Genomic DNA, 19,131 nt, shown 5'->3' with positions numbered 1-19,131 from the left:
CGGTGGCGAGGGCGTCCGCCGCTCAGGCCGATTTCGCCGTGAAGAGGCGGAACGCCTCCAGCGTCTCGGCGCTGACATGGTGCTCGATGCCCTCGGCGTCGCGGCGCGCGATCTCGGGACTGACGCCGAGGGCGCAGAGGAACTGCTCGACGATGCGGTGGCGCTCGCGGCTCTGCACGGCGAGCGCCTGCCCGGCCTCCGTCAGGAACACGCCGCGATAGGGGCGCTGCTGCACCAGCCCATCCTCGGCCAGGCGCTTGAGCATCTTGGCCACCGTGGGCTGGGCCACCCCGAGGCGGGCCGCGATGTCGACCTGACGCGCCTCGCCGCCATCGCCGATCAGGTCGGCGATCAACTCGACGTAATCCTCCACGAGTTCGAGCCGGCGCGCCTCGCGGGCCTGCCGGAAGCTCTCCACGTGGACGTCGGGATCGACGAGGGCGTTATCGGGCGCGGAGGATGTCGAATCCTGCATCTGGCCGGCGAACTCCCCCATGCGGCGCGCACCGGAACGGCGCCCGAGCCGGTTTGTAACCAAGCCGAGCCCCGGATGGGAGCCCCCCGTGGCCCGAAACCCGACTCAGCCCCTGAGTTGCGCCACGAAATCCCGCGTGAAGCGGGGCAGGGCGTCGAGGGCGCGCACGCAGATCGTGAGATCGCGCAGCGCCCAGGAATCCTCCAGGGGCACGATGGCCAGCGGCATCGTGCGGGCGGCGCGGGCGGCCGTGGTCTCCGGCACGATGCCGAGTCCGACGTCGCAGGCGACGAGGCGGCAGATCGCGTCGAAGCTGCGCAACTGCACCCGCAGGCGCATGGGCGGGCGCCCCGTCCGCGCGGCCTTGTCGGCGAGGAAGCGGGTGAGGGCGCTGGTGCGGTCCAGGCCGACGAGGGGATGCTCGATGACCTCCGCGAAGGCGACGGCCGGGCGGGCGGCGAGGGGATGGCCGGCCGCCGCCACCATCACGAAGCGGTCCTGGCGGAAGGGATAGGTCTCCAGCGCGCCCGTATCGACGGTGCCGGCGACGATGCCGAGATCGGCCGACCCCTCGGCCACCAGTCCGACGATCTCGTCCGAGGTGCGCTCCTCGATGTCGACGCTGACGCCGGTCTGGCGCGCCAGGAAGGCGCTCAGCACCTCGGGCAGAAATTCGGTGAGCGCGTTGGTGTTCGAGACGAGGCGGATCTGCCCCACCGTGCCGCCCGAGAAGGCGGCCAGATCCTCCTGCATCCGGTCGATCCGGTCGAGGAGCCCGCGCGCATGCGCCAGCAGGCTGCGCCCGGCCGGGGTCGGTACCGCGCCCTGGCGGCTGCGCGTGAGGAGGGCCGCGCCGAGGCTCTCCTCCATGGCACGGATGCGCACGGAGGCGGCGGCGAGCGCCAGGTTGGCCCGCGCCGCGCCGTGGGTGATCGAGCCCGCCTCCACCACGTGGCGGAAGAGGGCGAGATCGACGAGGTCGAAGCGCATCATCGCGGTCGCGCAGCCTTTCGCATGGCGTTCCCCCAATCCGTCAGGACTTCCTTAACCGTGTCGCCGCATGGTGCCGGCATGGTGGTCCGTCGTCGCGTCCGTGCTGTCCTGATGCCCCTCGGCCTCTACGCCGTGTCGGGCCTCGTCGTGGGCTTCTTCGTGCATCAGGCCGAGAGCGGCAACCGTGGCCTGGAGGCCAAGCGCGCCCTCAAGATCCAGGCCCGCGCCCTGAACCAGGAACTCACCGCCGCGAAGGCCGACCGCGCGGTCTGGGAGCACCGCGTCGCGCTCCTGCGCAGCGATCAGATCGACCGCGACCTCCTGGAGGAACGCGCCCGCGTGATGCTGGGTCGCGTCCACGCCAACGACGTCGTGATCATCGACCCGTGAGACCGGCGGGCCACGGAAAACATTCGCGAATTCGCCGGCGCCGCGCCTGACAACTTCTCCGTTCTGTCGGTGGGCCGGCCTCGCTTTCCCCGGGGGCGTGTCCTAGAACCCCCGTGAGAACAGATGTTCCCCGGGGAGTTCGCCGATGGATGCCGCGAAGGATGCAGGCCAAGCCGCCTCCGACACAAGCCTGCCGGAGACCGGCCGACCCGCGCAGGCCGAGGCGCAAAGCCCGGCCGAGATCCACGCGCCGGCACCGAATTCACCGCAATTCACCCGTGAGGAAGACCTTCACGCCTATCACGAGATGCTGCTGATCCGCCGCTTCGAGGAGAAGGCCGGCCAGCTCTACGGCATGGGCCTGATCGGCGGTTTCTGTCACCTCTACATCGGCCAGGAAGCCGTGGTGATCGGCATGCAGATGGCCTCGGTCGAGGGCGACCAGGTCATCACAGGCTACCGCGACCACGGCCACATGCTGGCCTGCGGCATGGACCCGAAGGGCGTGATGGCCGAGCTGACCGGCCGGCGCGGGGGCTACTCGCGCGGCAAGGGCGGCTCGATGCACATGTTCTCCCGCGAGAAGCAGTTCTTCGGCGGCCACGGCATCGTCGGGGCGCAGGTCTCGCTCGGCACCGGCCTCGCCTTCGCGGACGCCTACAAGAAGAACGGCAAGGTCAGCCTGACCTATATGGGTGACGGCGCGGCCAACCAGGGCCAGGTCTACGAGAGCTTCAACATGGCGCAGCTCTGGAAGCTGCCCGTGGTCTACGTGATCGAGAACAACCGCTACGCCATGGGCACCTCGGTGGCCCGCGCCTCGGCGCAGACCGACTTCTCCAGGCGCGGCATCTCCTTCGGCATCCCCGGCGAGCAGGTGGACGGCATGGACGTCCGCACCGTGCGCGAGGCCGCCACCCGCGCCATCGCGCATGCCCGCTCCGGCGAGGGCCCCTACATCCTGGAGATGCAGACCTACCGCTATCGCGGCCACTCGATGTCCGATCCGGCCAAGTACCGGACCAAGGACGAGGTCTCGAAGATGCGCGAGGAGCACGACCCGATCGAGATGGTGCGCAAGCGCCTGATCGAGATGCACGGCGTGGCCGAAGCCGACCTCAAGGCCACGGACGCCAAGGTGCGCGAGACCGTGAACGAATCCGCCGAGTTCGCCACGCACGATCCCGAGCCGGATCCCGCCGAACTGTGGACCGACATTCTGCTGGAAGCCCGCGCCTGAGACATTCGCGCCGGAGAGATCGGCCGCGCGTCACGCGTGCGGCCGCGCTTCCGCCTCCGAAGGGCTGACCGCCTCATCCTCGATCGACGAGTATTCCATGGCGACCGACATCCTGATGCCCGCCCTCTCCCCCACGATGGAGGAGGGCAAACTGTCCAAGTGGCTGAAGAAAGAGGGTGATCCGGTCAAATCCGGCGACGTGCTCGCCGAGATCGAGACCGACAAGGCGACGATGGAGGTCGAGGCCATCGACGAGGGCGTGCTCGCCAGGATCCTGATCGAGGAGGGCACCGAGGGCGTGAAGGTCAACACGCCGATCGCCGTGATCGTGGCCGAGGGTGAGGATGTATCGGCGGCGGCCTCCAGGGGCGGCGCCCCGAAGGCCGATGCCCCGGCTCAGCCGGCGCCGGCCCCCGACATGCAGGCGGAGGGTCAGGCCGAGACGCCGGCCCCGAGCGCCAAGACCCAGGACGACAAGCCGAAGGCCCCGGCCGCGCCCGCCACCATCACCAGCAAGGCCCCCGCGCCCGTGATGGAGGAGTTCCCGGAGGGGACCGAGATGGTCACCACGACCGTCCGCGAGGCTTTGCGCGACGCCATGGCGGAGGAGATGCGCCGGGAGGAGGCGGTCTTCGTGATGGGCGAGGAGGTCGCCGAATATCAGGGCGCCTACAAGATCACGCAGGGGCTGCTGCAGGAATTCGGCGCGCGGCGCGTGGTCGACACCCCGATCACCGAGCACGGATTCGCCGGCATCGGCGTCGGCGCCGCCTTCACGGGCCTGCGCCCCATCGTCGAATTCATGACCTTCAACTTCGCCATGCAGGCGATCGACCACATCATCAACTCGGCGGCCAAGACCCTCTACATGTCCGGCGGGCAGCTCGGCTGCCCCATCGTGTTTCGCGGCCCCAACGGAGCGGCGGCCCGCGTCGGGGCCCAGCACAGCCACGACTACTCGGCCTGGTACTCGAACGTGCCGGGCCTGAAGGTCATCGCGCCCTACACGGCCTCCGACGCCAAGGGTCTGCTCAAGGCGGCGATCCGCGATCCCAATCCGATCATCTTCCTCGAGAACGAGATCCTCTACGGCCAGAGCTTCCCGGTGCCGAAGCTCGACGATTTCGTGCTGCCCATCGGCAAGGCGCGAGTCCACCGCACCGGCAAGGACGTCACCATCGTGTCGTTCTCCATCGGCATGACCTACGCGCTCAAGGCGGCGCAGGCTCTGGCCGAGGAGGGCATCGAGGCCGAGGTGATCGACCTGCGCACCCTGCGCCCGATGGACACCGACACGGTGGTGGAGTCGGTCAAGAAGACCGGCCGCTGCGTGACGGTGGAGGAGGGCTTCCCGCAATCGGGCATCGGCGCCGAGATCTCGGCCCGCCTGATGGTCGACGCGTTCGACTACCTCGACGCGCCGGTCCTGCGCGTTACCGGCAAGGACGTGCCGATGCCCTACGCCGCCAACCTCGAGAAGCTCGCGCTGCCGAACGTCGGCGAGGTGATCGAGGCGGTGAAGGCGGTCTGCTACCGCTGAGCCACCGGTGGCACCGAGCCCTTCGCGGCCCCACCTCCCACGCTCTCCCACAAGAGAGCGACCGGAGACGAGACGATGACCGACACGTTCGAAGAACTCTCCGCCCCGCCGGATGCCGTCGAGAACGGTGGCATCGAGGTTCTGCGCGCCAGCGTCGTCGATGGCGCCGTGAGCATCGCCCTCCGGCGCTCCTTCGACGATCCCGCCACCTGGGGCCGGCTCCTCATCGACCTCGCCCGGCAGGCGGCGCGGGTCTACGCGCTGGAGACCGAGATGTCCGAGGAGGAGGCCTTCGCGCGCATCCGCGCCGGCATCGAAGCCGAGAGCCTCGACCCCGACGCGCCCATACTGAACTGACCGCCGCCGAAACCCCGACACCGCCCGCTGACGCTCAGGATTTCCGACCATGCCCATCAACGTCCTGATGCCCGCCCTGTCGCCGACGATGGAGAAGGGCAACCTCGCCAAGTGGCTCAAGAAGGAGGGTGACGCGGTCAAATCCGGTGACGTGCTCGCCGAGATCGAGACCGACAAGGCGACGATGGAGGTCGAGGCCATCGACGAGGGCGTGCTCGCCAAGATCCTGGTGGCCGAGGGCACCGCCGACGTGCCGGTGAACGACCTCATCGCGATCATCGCGGCCGATGGCGAGGACCCGGCGAGCGTGCAGGCTCCGGGCGGGGCCAAGGACGAGGCCACCAAGACCGAGGCCCCGAAGGCCGAAGCGGAGAATGCCACGCCGGGCGGCGGGACGATGTCCTATGCCCGCGTCGACGAGGCCCCCGACGGGGCCAAGCCGGGCGGCGCGAAGCCGGCGCGGGATGGCGCGCAGACCGAGGGCGGACGCGTGTTCGCCTCGCCGCTCGCGCGTCGGATCGCCAAGCAGGAAGGGGTCGATCTCGCGGCGGTGACGGGCTCCGGCCCGCACGGACGGGTGATCGAGCGCGATGTCCGGGCGGCTTCGGCCAACGGCACCGGCAAGGCCGCCCCCGCATCCGCACCGAAATCCGATGCCCCCCCGAAGGCCGAGTCTCCACGCGGAGAGGCCGCGAAGGCGGCGCCTGCCCCGGCCGCCCCCGCCAAGGCGGCGGCTCCGGTGGGCCTCAGCGTCGATCAGGTCCGGGGCTTCTACCCGAAGGGCAGCTTCGAGGAAGTCCCCCTCGACGGCATGCGCAAGACCATCGCCAAGCGCCTCACCGAGGCGATGCAGGTGGCGCCGCACTTCTACCTCACGGTGGATTGCGAGCTCGACGCCCTCATGGCCCTGCGCGAGCAGCTCAACAAGAGTGCGGGCACCACCAAGGACGGCAAGCCGCCGTTCAAGCTCTCGGTGAACGACTTCGTCATCAAGGCGATGGGCCTCGCGCTGATGCGGGTGCCGGCCGCCAACGCGGTCTGGGCCGAGGACCGGATCCTGCGCTTCGACAACGCCGAGGTCGGCGTGGCGGTGGCCATCGACGGCGGTCTGTACACGCCGGTGATCCGCCGGGCCGATCAGAAGACGCTCTCCACCATCTCGAACGAGATGAAGGATTTCGCGGCCCGCGCACGGGCCAAGAAGCTGAAGCCCGAGGAGTATCAGGGTGGCGTCACCTCGGTCTCGAATCTCGGCATGTTCGGCATCAAGCACTTCACGGCGGTGATCAACCCGCCGCAATCCTCGATCCTCGCGGTGGGTGCGGGCGAGAAGCGCATCGTGGTCCGCGACGGCGCCCCGGCCGTCGCCCAGGTGATGACCGCCACCCTCTCCTGCGACCACCGCGTCCTCGACGGGGCGCTCGGCGCCGAGCTGATCTCGGCGTTCAAGGGCCTGATCGAGAACCCGATGGGGATGCTGGTCTGACCGCCACGAAAGAGCAGACCCACCTCTACCCCACCCCCGTACCCTCTCCGTAAGGGGAGGCGTAGGAGCCCCCCGCATGCCCGACACCTATGACATCCTCATCATCGGCGCCGGCCCCGGCGGCTACGTGGCGGCGATCCGCGCCGCGCAGCTCGGGTTCAAGACGGCGGTGGTGGACCGCGAGCATCTCGGCGGCATCTGCCTGAACTGGGGCTGCATCCCCACCAAGGCCCTGCTGCGCTCGGCCGAGATCTACCACTACATGCAGCACGCCTCCGATTACGGGCTGTCGGCGAAGGAGGTCGGGTTCGACACCGCCGCCATCGTCAAGCGCTCGCGCGGGGTCTCGACGCGCCTCAACGGCGGCGTCGGCATGCTCCTGAAGAAGAACAAGGTCGACGTGATCTGGGGCGAGGCCACGATCACGGCGGCCGCCAAGGGCAACGAGCCCGGTCGGGTCACGGTCAAGGAGACCACTCGCGCGCCGGCCCCGAAGGGTGCTCTCGCGGCGGGTTCCTACGCGGCCAAGCACATCATCGTCGCCACGGGCGCGCGGCCCCGCGCCATCCCGGGCATCGAGCCGGACAAACGCCAGATCTGGACCTACTACGAGGCCATGGTGCCGGAGACGATGCCCAAAAGCCTGCTCGTCATGGGCTCCGGCGCGATCGGTATCGAGTTCGCCTCGTTCTACCGCACCATGGGCGCCGAGGTGACGGTGATCGAATTGCTGCCGCAGATCCTGCCCGTGGAGGATGCGGAGATCGCCGGGTTGGCGCGCAAGCGCTTCGAGAAGCAGGGCATCAGGATCCTCACCGGCGCCAAGGTGACGAAGGTGGAGAAATCCGCCGACGCGGTCACGGCGACCATCGAGACGGGGGACGGCAAGGCGCAGCAGCTGACGGCGGAGAAGCTGATCTCGGCCGTGGGCGTCGTCGGCAACATCGAGGGGCTCGGCCTCGACACGCTCGGCGTCACCATCGAGCGCAGCATCGTCGTCACGGACGGCCTGGGCCGGACCAACGTGCCGGGCGTCTACGCCATCGGCGACGTCGCCGGCCCGCCCATGCTCGCTCACAAGGCGGAGCACGAGGGCGTGCTCTGCGTCGAGACGATCAAGGGGCTGCACACCCACGCCATGGACAAGGCCAAGATTCCCGGCTGCACCTATTGCCAGCCGCAGATCGCGTCCGTCGGCCTCACCGAGGCCAAGGCCAAGGAGCAGGGCTTCTCGGTGAAGGTCGGCCGCTTCCCCTTCGCGGGCAACGGCAAGGCCATCGCGCTGGGCGAGCCGGACGGCCTGGTGAAGACGGTGTTCGACGCCAAGACCGGCCAGCTCCTCGGCGCCCACATGGTCGGCGCCGAGGTCACCGAGCTGATCCAGGGCTACGTCGTCGCCATGAACCTGGAGACCACCGAGGAAGACCTGATGCACACGGTCTTCCCGCACCCGACGCTGAGCGAAATGATGCACGAGAGCGTGCTCGACGCCTACGGGAAGGTGATCCACACCTGACGGCGCTGAGCCGGGCCCCGAGCGGCCCGGCAGGTCCCTCCCGACGCGGTCCCGCGAAAAAACCGTTCGCCGGCCGGGTTCGCGTGCTTGCAACCTGCCGCGTTCGAGGACACCTGAGCGGCCGCGATCGCACGGATGGCGCGCGCGTCACGGGAGAACGATACGATGGACGGACAGGTCTACGGCGCCATGGGTCAACCCGGCGTCGGCTTTCTGATGGCGATCGTCATCGGGGCCCTGGCGGGGTGGCTCGCCGAGCGGTTCACGGCGGCCAATATGGGCCTTCTCGCCAACATCGTGATGGGCATCCTCGGCGGCCTGCTCGGCAATTTCCTGGCGACCAAGCTGCACATCCCGATCTTCGGGTTCTGGCGCAACCTGATCTCCGCGACCGTCGGCGCGATCATCATCATCACGATCTACCGGGCCATCGCCGGACGCCGGTACTGATCCACAGGGCGCCTGACGAACGGGAGTTCCTGTCGCGCCATCCCGTCGCGGCGGGTTTGCGGTCGCGCGCGTCACGTCTTAAGTCGAGGGCACGCGCCGGCGTCTTGCGGGCGAATCCCGTGGATTGTCATGGCCGTCGTCCTCGACCTCCTTCGCAACGACCAGCGCCCGCGCCACCCCGAGAAGGCGCATCGCCCGGACAAGCCGATCCAGCGCAAGCCGGACTGGATCCGCGTGAAGGCGCCCGGCTCGAAGGGCTGGGACGAGACCCGCAAGATCGTGCACGAGCACGGCCTCGTCACGGTCTGCGAGGAGGCGGGCTGCCCCAATATCGGTGAGTGCTGGGAGAAGAAGCACGCCACCTTCATGATCATGGGCGACACCTGCACGCGGGCCTGCGCCTTCTGCAACGTGCGCACCGGCCTGCCCGAGGGGCTCGACCGGGCGGAACCCGACAAGGTGGCGGATTCGGTGGCCAAGCTCGGCCTGCACCACGTGGTCATCACGTCGGTCGACCGCGACGACCTCACGGATGGCGGCGCCGAGCACTTCGCCCGCACCATCCGGGCGATCCGGGCGCGCAGCCCCGCGACCACCATCGAGGTGCTGACGCCGGACTTCCTGCGCAAACCCGGCGCGCTGGAAGTCGTGGTCGAGGCCCGGCCCGACGTGTTCAACCACAACATGGAGACAGTGCCGGGCAACTACCTCACCGTCCGCCCCGGCGCGCGCTACTTCCACTCCGTGCGCCTGCTCCAGCGGGTGAAGGAACTCGACCCGACCATCTTCACCAAGTCCGGCATCATGGTGGGCTTGGGCGAGGAGCGGAACGAGGTGGTCCAGCTCATGGACGACCTGCGCTCGGCCGATGTCGACTTCCTGACCATCGGCCAGTATCTCCAGCCGACCAAGAAGCACCACGAGGTGGTGCGCTTCGTGCCCCCGGACGAGTTCAAGGGCCTGGAGACGACCGCCTACACCAAGGGCTTCCTGCTCGTTTCGGCCACACCCCTGACCCGCTCCTCCCACCATGCCGGCGAGGATTTCGCAAAGCTGAAGGCGGCCCGTCTCGCCCGCATCGCCAACGCTTAGAGCCTCGATGCCCTCATTCCGGATCAACCGCGCGGTGCGGCACTCGCCGCGCCAGATGTACGACCTCGTGGCCGACGTGGAGCAATACCCGGATTTCCTGCCGCTCTGCGAATCCTTGCGCGTGCTGCGGCGCCAGCCGGGCGCGGACGGCACGGAGGTGCTCGTGGCCGAGATGGGCGTGGGCTACAAGGCGATCCGCGAGCGCTTCACCACGCGCGTCACCCTCGACCCGCAGGCCTTGCGCATCGTCGCCGAGTACATCGACGGCCCGTTCCGCCACCTCGAGAACCGCTGGGTCTTCAAGCCGGGCGAGGGCGGTGCCTGCACCATCGACTTCTTCATCACCTACGAGTTCAAGAGCCGGACGCTCGGGATGCTCATGGGCACGATGTTCGACCGCGCCTTCCGCAAGTTCACCGACGCCTTCGAGGCGCGGGCGAACCGGGTCTACGGCGCGGCCTGAGCGTCAGCGCAAGTGCGGCGTCACCCGGGCGCGCAACAGCCGCACGAGGTCCGGGTCCATGAAGCCATAGACGTCGGGAATGTCGAGGCAGACGAGCCGCGCGTGCTTCAGGCTCGCGCGGAAGCGGCGCTGCAACAGCGCCCGGTGCCGGTTCTCCATCACCGCGATCAGGTCGGCCCAGGCGAGCCACTCCGCCGAGACAGGTTCGTCGGCCGCGGCATCCGTCCCGGCCGAGGCGACCTCCAGATCGGGCCAGTCCGAAAACACCTGCTCGGCGGTCGGGCTGCGCAGCCGGTTTCGGCTGGACACGAAGAGCACGCGCCGCGTGCGTCTCACGCCTCCACCACCCCGCCGGCCTGTCGCTCGAACAGGGCGCGATACCGTCCGCCGTCCCGGCCGAGCAGATCGTCATGGGTGCCGTCCTCCACGATGCGGCCGCCATCGAAGACGAGGATGCGGTCGAGGGTTCGCACGGTGGAGAGCCGGTGCGCGATGAGAATCGCCGTGCGGCCGCGCATCAGCCGCTCCATCGCCTCCTGGATCAGCGCCTCCGATTCCGAGTCGAGGCTCGAGGTCGCCTCGTCGAGGATCAGAATCGGCGCATCGGCCAGGAAGGCGCGAGCCAGGGCCACGCGCTGGCGCTCGCCGCCCGAGAGCTTGACGCCGCGCTCGCCCACCAGGGTGGCATAGCCGTTCGGCAGGCGCGCGATGAAGTCGTGCGCGTTGGCGAGGCGGGCGGCGCGCGTGATCGCCTCCGCCGAGGCGCCAGGGCGCGCATAGGCGATGTTCTCGGCCAGCGACCGGTGGAACAGCACCGGCTCCTGCGGCACGATGGCGATGTGCGCGCGCAAGGACGCCTGTGTGACAGCGGCAACGTTGTGTCCGTCGATGCAGACGCGGCCCCCGGTCACGTCGTAGAGGCGCTGCACCAGCTTGACGAAGGTCGTCTTGCCCGAGCCCGAGCGACCAACGAGGCCGACCCGCTGCCCGGCCGGGATGTGCACGGACAGGTCGCGGTAGAGCGGTGTCTCGTGCCCGGGATAGTGGAAGGTGACGCGCTCGACGCGCAGGTCTCCGTTCCGAACCGCGATGGCCGTGGCGCCCGGCCGGTCGGCGACGCCGTAGGGCTCGGCATCGAGCGCGACGAGTTCCTCCATCTCGTTCACGCCGCGCTGCACCCGGTTGATGTGGCTTCCGATGTCACGCAGGTAGCCGTGCACCACGAAGTAGGTGGTGAGGACGTAGGCGACGTCGCCGGGGCTCGCCGCCCCCGTCCACCAAAGCCACAGGGCCGTGCCGACGATGGCGGTGCGCAGCACGAGAAGCAGCGCGAACTGCGCCGTGATGCTCCAGGTGATCCGCATCCAGGTGCGGTGGGTGCGCCGGTTCCACTTGCCCAGGAGGCGGGCGAGGCGCGCATCCTCGCGAGCCTCGGCGCTGAAGGCCTTGACCACGGCGTTGGCGCCGACGGCGTCGCTGAGGGCGCCGCCGAGCCGCGAATCCCAGACGTTGGAGAGCGCGGCCGCCGGCGCGATGACGCGGGTGGCGAGCATCACGACGATTCCGAGATAGACCAGGGATCCGAGCCCGATCACAAGCCCCATCACGGGCCATTGCAGGCCCAGGAGCAGCATGGTTCCGACGAGCACGACGAAGGCGGGCAGCAGTTCCAGCAGGAGCGTGTCGTTCAGCCCTTCGAGGGCCCACATGCCGCGCGAGACCTTGCGCACGGTGGAGCCCGAGAAGCTGTTGGCGTGCCAGTCGGTGGAGAGACGCTGGACCCGGTGGAAGCCGGCCTGCGCCACCGCCTGCATGGTCGAGAGGCTCAGCGGCACCACGAGGCTCCAGGCGACGTGGCGCAGGCCCAGGGTGACGAACCCGAGTGCGCCCATCGCGGCGAAGGCCATGAGCGCGTTCCAGCGGGCGGCGTCTCGGTCGGCAACCGAGAGGGCGTCGACCAGCCGTCCGGCGAACAGGGGCAGGAAGACGTCGGCCAGGGTCGAGCCGACGATCGCCGCGACGATTCCGGCGACGAGGGGGAGGCGGGTCCGCCATTGGCGGACGAGGAAAGCGAGGACGGCCCGATAGGCTTCCGCGCCGTGAAGGCGGTCGAGGAGCATGGGATGCGATTACGGCGCGGGACGGGCGCCGACTCCGAGGGCGGCACGGACGCACGGGCGACCGGCCGATGGGGATGGACGAGGTACGGGACGGGGACGGGCGCGGCGCGCTCAGGCGCGCGGCGGCGTCAGGCCGGCAGGCGCACGCGGCGCGGGCGGGCCGGGGGGGCGATCGATACCGATGTCATGCAGCCTCCCCCGATGGCTCGAGCATGAAAATGGCTCGAGAGTGAACCCGGCGCGGAACGAGGCGCCGTGATTCGCAACCTGTCAGGCCAGCGTGTCGGTTTCAAGACGTCGGTGCGAGGACCGATTCGAGGAGGCCGAGGGCGTCGTCCACCGCCCGCCGGCGGATCGCGGTGCGGCCGATGTCCCCGTAGCGGCGCTCGAGGTGGCGGACGGTGGCCCCCTCCACGGCGAGTCCGAAATGCACGAGGCCGACCGGCTTGTCGGCGCTGCCGCCGCCGGGACCGGCGATGCCGGTGATCGCCACGGCCACCGACGCGGCGGAATGGGCCAGGGCCCCCTCGGCCATGGCGCGCGCCACCGGCGCGCTCACGGCGCCATGGGCGGCAATGAGGTCGGCGGCCACGCCGATGCTCTCGGATTTCGCCGCGTTCGAGTAGGTCACGAAGCCGCGCTCCAGCACCGCCGAGGAGCCGGGGATCGCGGTGAGCAGTCCGGCGACGAGGCCGCCGGTGCAGGATTCGGCCGTGGCGACCGTCAGCCCCGCCGCCGCGTAGGCAGCGACGAGCGCCTCCGCCCGCGCGAGCAGGACGGGATCGTCGATCACGCGCGGCGCTCGGCCGTCTCGTCGGCGGCGTTCAGTTCGGCGGTCACCTCGGGCAGGCGCACGGTGGCGGCGGCCTGGGCGGCGAGCCCCTCGGCGCGACCGACGAAGCCGAGCTTCTCCGTGGTGGTCGCCTTGATCGAGACGGCGGTGAGCGGCACGCCCGCGATCTCGGCGATGCGGGCGCGGATGGCCTCGCGATGCGCGCCGATCCTGGGCGCCTCGGCGAGCACCGTGATGTCGAGATGGTCGATCTTGCCGCCGCGCGCGCGCACCAGTTCCACCGCATGCGCCAGGAAGCGATCGGAGGAGGCGCCGCGCCACTGCTCGTCGCTGGGCGGGAAATGCGTGCCGATATCGCCGTCCGCGATGGCGCCCAGCAGGGCGTCGGTGAGGGCATGCAGCGCGACGTCGCCGTCCGAATGCGCGAGCACGCCCCGGTCGGCCGGGATCTTCACGCCGCCGAGCCAGACGTGATCGCCCTGCGTGAAGGCATGCACATCGAAGCCGGTTCCGAGGCGGGTGACGTAGGTGGTCATGGAGTGAGCCTCGCTCGGTACGGATGGCGTCTCGCCGGAGAAGCCGCGATCGGCCTCGATCAGGTCGGCCGGCTGGGTGATCTTGCGGTTGCGCGGGTCGCCTTCGAACACGACGACGGAGAGCCCGGCCCACTCGGCCAGGGCGCCGTCATCCGTGAAGCCGTGCAGGTTGGCCTCGGCCGCGCGCCGATGGGCGTCCCGCAGGGCCGGGTAGGCGAAGGCCTGGGGCGTCTGGACCGCGCGCAGATGTTCGCGCACCGGCGTCTCCCGCACCCGGCCGCTGCCGTCGCCCAGGTCGTCCACGAGCTTGATCGTGTCGGTGACGGCGATGCCCGGCACGGCGGCGCGATGGTCGCGCCCCGCCACCAGGGCCCGCTCGATCAGCGCGACGTCGACATGCGGGCGCGCGGCATCGTGGACCAGCACGAGATCGGGTGCGCCCGCGCCGTCGAGGGCTTCGAGCCCGGCGCGGACCGATTGCTGGCGGGTCGCGCCCCCCGGGACCGGCGCGGCGAGCTTTGCGCGGGTCGCGGCGTCGAGATCGTCGAGGCAGGATCGATAGAACGCGGCGGCATCCGGCGCGATGACGGGCTGGATGCGGCCGATCCCCGGATGGGCCGCGAGGGCCGCCAGCGTCCGGGTGAGGACCGCCCGACCGCCGACCCGGCGGTACTGCTTCGGGGTATCGCCACCGATGCGGATGCCCCGACCGGCCGCGACGACGACCGCTGCCGCATTCCACGCGGTGCCGGACATGACTATGCTCCCGCGCTTCGGGTACGTATGGGACCACCCTCGCCGGGTCGCCGCGAACCTGCGACGCGAGCGCCTGGACACCCCACCGGCAGGAAGGCCTGTCGTTTAAGCGGGGAAGAAGCCGAAATCAAATCCACGGAAGCGCTTGCGCCGCGAGCCGATTTGTCTATTCGTTGAGCACAATGTGGCCTGATGATTATTTGAGCGTTCTGCGCTCGCCCGAGATCTCCGGAGATCCGGCCGCCCTCGGCACGGGCAGGCCCGTCCCCGTCCTGCTCGCGCCGCTCTCCGGCGTCACCGATCTCCATGTCCGGCGCATCGCCCGGCGCCTCGGCGCCAGCGCGGTGGTCTCGGAGATGGTCGCGGCGGCCGAGCTTGCGCGCGGCGACGCGGAGGCACGCCTGCGCGCCGAGGGCAGCGGCGTCGATCCCCACATCGTCCAGCTCGCCGGCTGCGCGCCTGAGCCGATGGCCGAGGCGGCCCGCATCGCCGAGGCAAACGGGGCGGACGTCATCGACATCAACATGGGCTGCCCCGCCAAGGTCGTCACGGGGGTGGCCTCGGGCTCGGCCCTGATGCGCGACATCGAGGGGGCGACCCGCATCCTCGCGGCGGTCCGGGGAGCGGTGCGGGTCCCCGTCACTGTGAAGATGCGGCTCGGGTGGGATCACGCCACCCTCAATGCGTCCGAGCTCGCCCGCCGGTCGGAAGGCCTCGGACTCAATGCCGTGACGGTGCATGGCCGGACCCGACAGCAATTCTACAAGGATCACGCCGACTGGGACGCGATCCGCGCCGTGGTCGAGGCGGTGGCGATCCCGGTCATCGCCAACGGCGATGTCGGCACGCCGGATCAGGCCCGGACCTGCCTGGCGCGCTCCGGCGCCGCCGGGCTGATGATCGGTCGGGCGGCGCTCGGCCGGCCCTGGCTCGTCGGCGCGATCGCGGCCGACCTCGCCGGGCGCCCGGCCCCCGCCCTGACCGCCGCCGACAAGGCCGCCGTCGCGGTCGAGCATTACCAGGGTCTGCTCGCCCTCTACGGCCTGCGCATGGGCGTGCGCCATGCCCGCAAGCATCTGGCGGCCTATGCGGAGGTCGGGGGCGGGCTGAGCGGCGAGCAGCGCATGCGCCTGCTCACCACCACCGATCCGGCCGTGGCCGTCGATCTGCTGACACGCGCCTTCGCGGCGAGCGGGGATGAAGCCGCGCAACGGATGATCGGGGAAGCCGCATGAGTTCGGGCAAGCCGATATCCGGTCGGGGCGGAGCGGCGCGAACCGATCTCGCCGCTCCGACCAGCGAGGCGGTGATCAACGCCCTGCCGCTGCCGGTCCTGACGGTGGGCTCGGACGATCGCATCCTGCACGTGAACCACGCGGGCGAGACCTTCTTCGACCATTCCGCGCGGCTGATGCAGCGGCGGCGTCTGTCCGACATCATCCCCTTCGCCTCGCCGATCATCGCCCTCGTGGCGGAGGTGCGCCGGCGCAGGGCCAGCGTCAGCGAGTACGGCGTCGAACTGGTGCAGCCGCGCTCCGGCCTGGAGCGCAGCGTCGACGTCTTCGCGACGCCGCTGGGCGACAACGACGAGGTGGTGGTGCTGATGCTCCAGGAGCGCACCATCGCCGACAAGATGAACCGCCAGCTCACGCACCGGGGCGCCGCCCGCTCGATGGTGGCGCTGGGCGCCATGCTGGCGCACGAGATCAAGAACCCGCTCGCCGGCATTCGCGGGGCGGCGCAACTGCTCGAACAATCCGGTAACGAGGACGACCGCCTGCTGACGCGCCTGATCTGCGACGAATCCGACCGGATCGTGCGCATCGTCGAGCGCATGGAACTGTTCGGCGACGAGCGGCCGGTGGAGCGCGGCTCGGTGAACGTGCACGGGGTTCTCGATCAGGTGAAGCGCTCGGCGCAATCGGGCTTTGCCCGCCACATCCGCTTCGTCGAGACCTACGACCCCTCGCTGCCGCCGGTGCTGGGCAATCGCGACCAGTTGGTGCAGGTCATCCTCAACCTCGTGAAGAACGCCGCGGAGGCCGTCGGCGCGGATGCGGTGGACGGCGAGATCACCCTGTCCACGGCCTTTCGCACCGGCCTGCGCCTCCAGGTGCCGGGCTCGCGCGAGCGGGTCAGCCTGCCCATCGAGGTGGCGGTGCGGGACAACGGTCCCGGCGTCTCGGCGGACCTGCTGCCCGACCTGTTCGATCCCTTCGTCACCACGAAGGCGCAGGGATCCGGCCTCGGACTTGCATTGGTCGCCAAGATCGTCGGGGACCACGGCGGTATCGTCGAGTGCGATCCGGTCCCGCGCCGAACCACCTTTCGTCTTCTTCTCCCCATGTCGAGCGCCCGCGACGGGCGCGAATCGTCCGCGGAGCTGTAGAGTCGCGTCATGCCCAACGGACACATCATCGTCGCGGACGACGACGCCGCCATCCGCACCGTTCTCAACCAGGCGCTGTCGCGGGCGGGCTACGAGGTCCGCTCCACCGGCAACTGCGCCACGCTCTGGCGCTGGGTCGCCGAGGGCGCGGGCGACCTCGTCATCACCGACGTGGTGATGCCCGACGAGAACGTCTTCGACCTGCTGCCCCGCATCAAGCGGGTGCGGCCCGAACTGCCGATCATCGTCATGAGCGCGCAGAACACGTTCATGACGGCGATCCGCGCCTCGGAGCGCGGGGCCTACGAATACCTGCCCAAGCCCTTCGACCTGAAGGAGCTCATCGCCATCGTCGGGCGTGCCCTGTCGCGCCCGCGCGGGGCGCCCGCACAGAGCGCGGATGCGGGCAACGAGGACATCCCGCTGGTCGGCCGCTCACCGGCCATGCAGGAGATCTACCGGGCGCTGGCCCGGCTGATGCCGACCGACCTCACCGTCATGATCACGGGCGAGTCCGGCACCGGCAAGGAGCTGGTGGCCCGCGCGCTGCACGATTACGGACGCCGCCGCACCGGCCCGTTCGTGCCCGTGAACATGGCGGCGATCCCGCGCGACCTCATCGAATCGGAACTCTTCGGCCACGAGAAGGGCGCCTTCACGGGGGCGCTGTCGCGCTCCGCCGGCCGCTTCGAGCAGGCGGAGGGCGGCACGCTGTTCCTCGACGAGATCGGCGACATGCCGATGGAGGCCCAGACCCGCCTCCTGCGCGTGCTGCAACAGGGCGAGTACACCACGGTGGGCGGCCGCGTGCCGATCAAGACCAACGTGCGCATCATCGCGGCCACGAACAAGGACCTGCGCGTCTCGATCCAGCAGGGCATCTTCCGCGAGGACCTGTTCTTCCGGCTCAACGTCGTGCCGTTGCGCCTGCCGGCCCTGCGCGAGCGCTCCGAGGACGTGCCCGACCTGATCCGCCACTTCTTCGTGCTGGTCGAGCGCGAGGGCCTGAGCCGCAAGCAGCTCGACGGCGAGGCGATGGAGCGCCTGAAGCGCTATCGCTGGCCCGGCAACGTGCGCGAACTGGAGAACCTCGTCCGGCGCCTCGCCGCGCTCTACCCGCAGGAGACCATCACGGGTCCGGTGATCGATGCGGAACTCGATACGCTTCCGCTGGCGCAGAGCCAGGAAAGCGGCACGGGGAGCGGTCCCCGCAAGGGCGGGTCCGAGGCCGAGACGTTGTCGGGCGCGGTGGAACGGCATCTGGCCGAATATTTCAGCGGCTATCGCGACACGCTGCCGCCGCCCGGCCTGTACCACCGCATCCTGCGCGAGATCGAAGGCCCGCTGATCGGGGCGGCCCTCGCCGCCACGCGGGGCAACCAGATCCGCGCGGCGGAGCTGCTGGGCGTCAACCGCAACACCCTGCGCAAGAAGGTGCGGGATCTCGATCTGCAGGTGTTCCGCAACGCGCGGTGAGGCCGATCGCCGGGCGGGATCTCGCCCGGCGTCGGGTCGGGTGCGCGACGCGCTTCAGTTGAACAGCGAGCCGACGCCGCCCTGGACGCGGCCGAGACCCTGCTTGGCGATGGGATTGCCCGGCTCCAGCTGCGCGGCGCGCTGGTAGCTCTCCATCGCCTCCTTCTTGCGGTTCGACTTCTCGTAGGCGACGCCGCGATAGGCCCAGGAGGTCGCGTCCTTGTTGTTGACGTTGAGGGCGGCGTTGTAGTCCTCGATCGCCTTGTCGTACTGGTTGGTGGCGATCAGGCTCTGGCCGCGCGCGGCGTAGGGCGCCGCGACGAAGGGGTTGCGGTCGATGGCGGCGTCGAAATCCGCGATGGCCTGCGTGTTCTGGCCCTGCTTCTGACGGACGAGGCCGCGGGCATGGTAGGCCTCGGCCGATTCCGGTGCGAGGCGGATCGCCTGGTTGAGGTCCGAGCTCGCCCCATCGAGATCGCCCTGGGCGCGCAGCACGTTGGCGCGGCCGATATAGGCCGGCCCGTAATTCGGATCGGCCGAGATCGCCTTCGAGAAGTCCTGGAGCGCGGCGTCGTTGCGGCCGATCTGGCGGTTGGCGAGCGCGCGGTTGTTGTAGGCCGAGGCCGAGTTCGGATCGATCTGCACCGCCTTGGTGAAGTCCCCGATGGCGTCGTTGAACTGGCCGGACCGGGCATAGGCGGCACCCCGGGTCACGTAGGCGGCCGCATCGTTCGGGTTGCGCTGGATCACCTCGCTGAGGGAGGCGATGTTGACGGTGGTGGCGCCCGTCTTGTCGGATTCGAGCACGGCGAACTGGCGCGACGCGGTGGCACCGCCGCCATAGGTCTCGCAACCGGCCAAAGCGGCCGCCACGAGCGCCGTGGCCCCGATCAGCCCCGCCTTCGATGCCCGCAGCTTGACAACCGTCATGGTCTTCGCTCCCCCCGGCGCCGCGCACGACGCCGCCCCTGAAACCGTATCGCATCAGCGGAGGTCCGAACCCCTCGGACCTCGCGCGCCGGCACAATCCCGCGTCGCGGTGAATGCGCGCTTAAGACC

19 protein-coding genes are annotated in these 19,131 nt (G+C 70.0%); 12 read left to right on the top strand and 7 right to left on the bottom strand.

Features of this window, described 5'->3' with window-relative positions; all coding sequences use genetic code 11:
• Positions 1-22: 22 nt before the first annotated feature.
• Together mntR and MKK54_RS05635 are read right to left on the bottom strand one after the other, a co-directional pair.
• Complete coding sequence (gene mntR, locus MKK54_RS05640; RefSeq protein WP_244009763.1) at positions 23-496, bottom strand: manganese-binding transcriptional regulator MntR; 474 nt, start codon at positions 494-496, stop codon at positions 23-25.
• A gap of 84 nt (positions 497-580) precedes the next feature.
• Positions 581-1,465, bottom strand: coding sequence for a LysR family transcriptional regulator (locus MKK54_RS05635; RefSeq protein ID WP_244009815.1), 885 nt, complete (start codon positions 1,463-1,465; stop codon positions 581-583).
• An 81-nt stretch (positions 1,466-1,546) separates the two neighbouring features.
• Here MKK54_RS05635 and MKK54_RS05630 point away from each other — a divergent pair, with 81 nt between their 5' ends.
• The 9 genes from MKK54_RS05630 (at position 1,547) to MKK54_RS05590 (ending at position 10,002) form a co-directional block, all read left to right on the top strand.
• A complete protein-coding gene (locus tag MKK54_RS05630; RefSeq protein WP_244009813.1) occupies positions 1,547-1,858 on the top strand; it encodes an FtsB family cell division protein in 312 nt (103 codons plus the stop codon).
• Between the two features lie 145 nt (positions 1,859-2,003).
• Positions 2,004-3,098, top strand: coding sequence for a pyruvate dehydrogenase (acetyl-transferring) E1 component subunit alpha (gene pdhA / locus MKK54_RS05625; protein WP_244009761.1), 1,095 nt, complete (start codon positions 2,004-2,006; stop codon positions 3,096-3,098).
• 97 nt (positions 3,099-3,195) lie between these two features.
• Entirely contained in the window at positions 3,196-4,638 is a 1,443-nt protein-coding gene (locus MKK54_RS05620) for a pyruvate dehydrogenase complex E1 component subunit beta (RefSeq protein WP_244009759.1), read from the top strand.
• 75 nt (positions 4,639-4,713) lie between these two features.
• Positions 4,714-4,995 carry a DUF5076 domain-containing protein gene (locus MKK54_RS05615; RefSeq protein WP_244009757.1) on the top strand — a complete coding sequence of 94 codons (282 nt, stop codon included), beginning with the start codon at positions 4,714-4,716 and terminating at the stop codon, positions 4,993-4,995.
• Positions 4,996-5,044: 49 nt separating this feature from the next.
• Positions 5,045-6,481, top strand: coding sequence for a pyruvate dehydrogenase complex dihydrolipoamide acetyltransferase (locus MKK54_RS05610; protein WP_244009755.1), 1,437 nt, complete (start codon positions 5,045-5,047; stop codon positions 6,479-6,481).
• A gap of 76 nt (positions 6,482-6,557) precedes the next feature.
• Positions 6,558-7,997 (top strand): dihydrolipoyl dehydrogenase, encoded by a 1,440-nt coding sequence (lpdA, locus tag MKK54_RS05605; protein WP_244009753.1) that lies wholly within the window; start codon positions 6,558-6,560, stop codon positions 7,995-7,997.
• Positions 7,998-8,162: 165 nt separating this feature from the next.
• Complete coding sequence (locus MKK54_RS05600) at positions 8,163-8,447, top strand: GlsB/YeaQ/YmgE family stress response membrane protein (RefSeq protein ID WP_244009752.1); 285 nt, start codon at positions 8,163-8,165, stop codon at positions 8,445-8,447.
• 129 nt (positions 8,448-8,576) lie between these two features.
• The gene (gene lipA, locus MKK54_RS05595) at positions 8,577-9,539 is read left to right on the top strand and encodes a lipoyl synthase (protein ID WP_244009750.1); all 963 of its coding nucleotides are present in this window, start codon (positions 8,577-8,579) and stop codon (positions 9,537-9,539) included.
• 7 nt (positions 9,540-9,546) lie between these two features.
• Positions 9,547-10,002 (top strand): type II toxin-antitoxin system RatA family toxin, encoded by a 456-nt coding sequence (locus MKK54_RS05590; protein WP_244009748.1) that lies wholly within the window; start codon positions 9,547-9,549, stop codon positions 10,000-10,002.
• A 3-nt stretch (positions 10,003-10,005) separates the two neighbouring features.
• Here MKK54_RS05590 and MKK54_RS05585 read toward each other — a convergent pair whose 3' ends face one another.
• From MKK54_RS05585 to MKK54_RS05570, 4 genes are all read right to left on the bottom strand, one after another.
• On the bottom strand, positions 10,006-10,338 hold the full coding sequence (locus MKK54_RS05585; RefSeq protein WP_244009746.1) for a low molecular weight protein tyrosine phosphatase family protein: 333 nt from the start codon (positions 10,336-10,338) through the stop codon (positions 10,006-10,008).
• Complete coding sequence (locus tag MKK54_RS05580) at positions 10,335-12,122, bottom strand: ABC transporter ATP-binding protein (RefSeq protein ID WP_244009745.1); 1,788 nt, start codon at positions 12,120-12,122, stop codon at positions 10,335-10,337. Before MKK54_RS05580 ends, MKK54_RS05585 begins: the two co-directional genes overlap by 4 nt.
• A gap of 289 nt (positions 12,123-12,411) precedes the next feature.
• Positions 12,412-12,915: a CinA family protein gene (locus MKK54_RS05575; RefSeq protein ID WP_244009744.1), complete on the bottom strand. Its 504-nt coding sequence runs from the start codon at positions 12,913-12,915 to the stop codon at positions 12,412-12,414.
• Entirely contained in the window at positions 12,912-14,207 is a 1,296-nt protein-coding gene (locus MKK54_RS05570; protein ID WP_244009743.1) for a bifunctional 2-C-methyl-D-erythritol 4-phosphate cytidylyltransferase/2-C-methyl-D-erythritol 2,4-cyclodiphosphate synthase, read from the bottom strand. Before MKK54_RS05570 ends, MKK54_RS05575 begins: the two co-directional genes overlap by 4 nt.
• Before the next feature lie 182 nt (positions 14,208-14,389).
• On the opposite strand from MKK54_RS05570, the gene dusB reads away from it, so the two are divergent.
• Genes dusB through ntrC form a run of 3 tightly spaced genes read left to right on the top strand, consistent with a single transcriptional unit; the run spans position 14,390 to position 18,072 of the window.
• Complete coding sequence (dusB, locus tag MKK54_RS05565; protein WP_244009742.1) at positions 14,390-15,442, top strand: tRNA dihydrouridine synthase DusB; 1,053 nt, start codon at positions 14,390-14,392, stop codon at positions 15,440-15,442.
• The gene (locus MKK54_RS05560; RefSeq protein ID WP_244009741.1) at positions 15,439-16,596 is read left to right on the top strand and encodes a two-component system sensor histidine kinase NtrB; all 1,158 of its coding nucleotides are present in this window, start codon (positions 15,439-15,441) and stop codon (positions 16,594-16,596) included. Before dusB ends, MKK54_RS05560 begins: the two co-directional genes overlap by 4 nt.
• Positions 16,597-16,605: 9 nt before the next feature.
• Positions 16,606-18,072, top strand: coding sequence for a nitrogen regulation protein NR(I) (gene ntrC / locus MKK54_RS05555; protein ID WP_244009739.1), 1,467 nt, complete (start codon positions 16,606-16,608; stop codon positions 18,070-18,072).
• A 54-nt stretch (positions 18,073-18,126) separates the two neighbouring features.
• On the opposite strand, the gene MKK54_RS05550 is transcribed toward ntrC, so the two are convergent.
• Positions 18,127-19,002 (bottom strand): tetratricopeptide repeat protein, encoded by an 876-nt coding sequence (locus MKK54_RS05550; protein ID WP_244009737.1) that lies wholly within the window; start codon positions 19,000-19,002, stop codon positions 18,127-18,129.
• Between the last annotated feature and the right edge of the window lie 129 nt (positions 19,003-19,131).

The organism is Methylobacterium sp. J-068 (genome assembly GCF_022829445.1).
In the GTDB taxonomy this organism is placed as follows: Bacteria; Pseudomonadota; Alphaproteobacteria; order Rhizobiales; family Beijerinckiaceae; genus Methylobacterium.
Note: the sequence above shows the minus strand (reverse complement) of the source record. Positions and strands in the feature narration are given on the sequence as shown.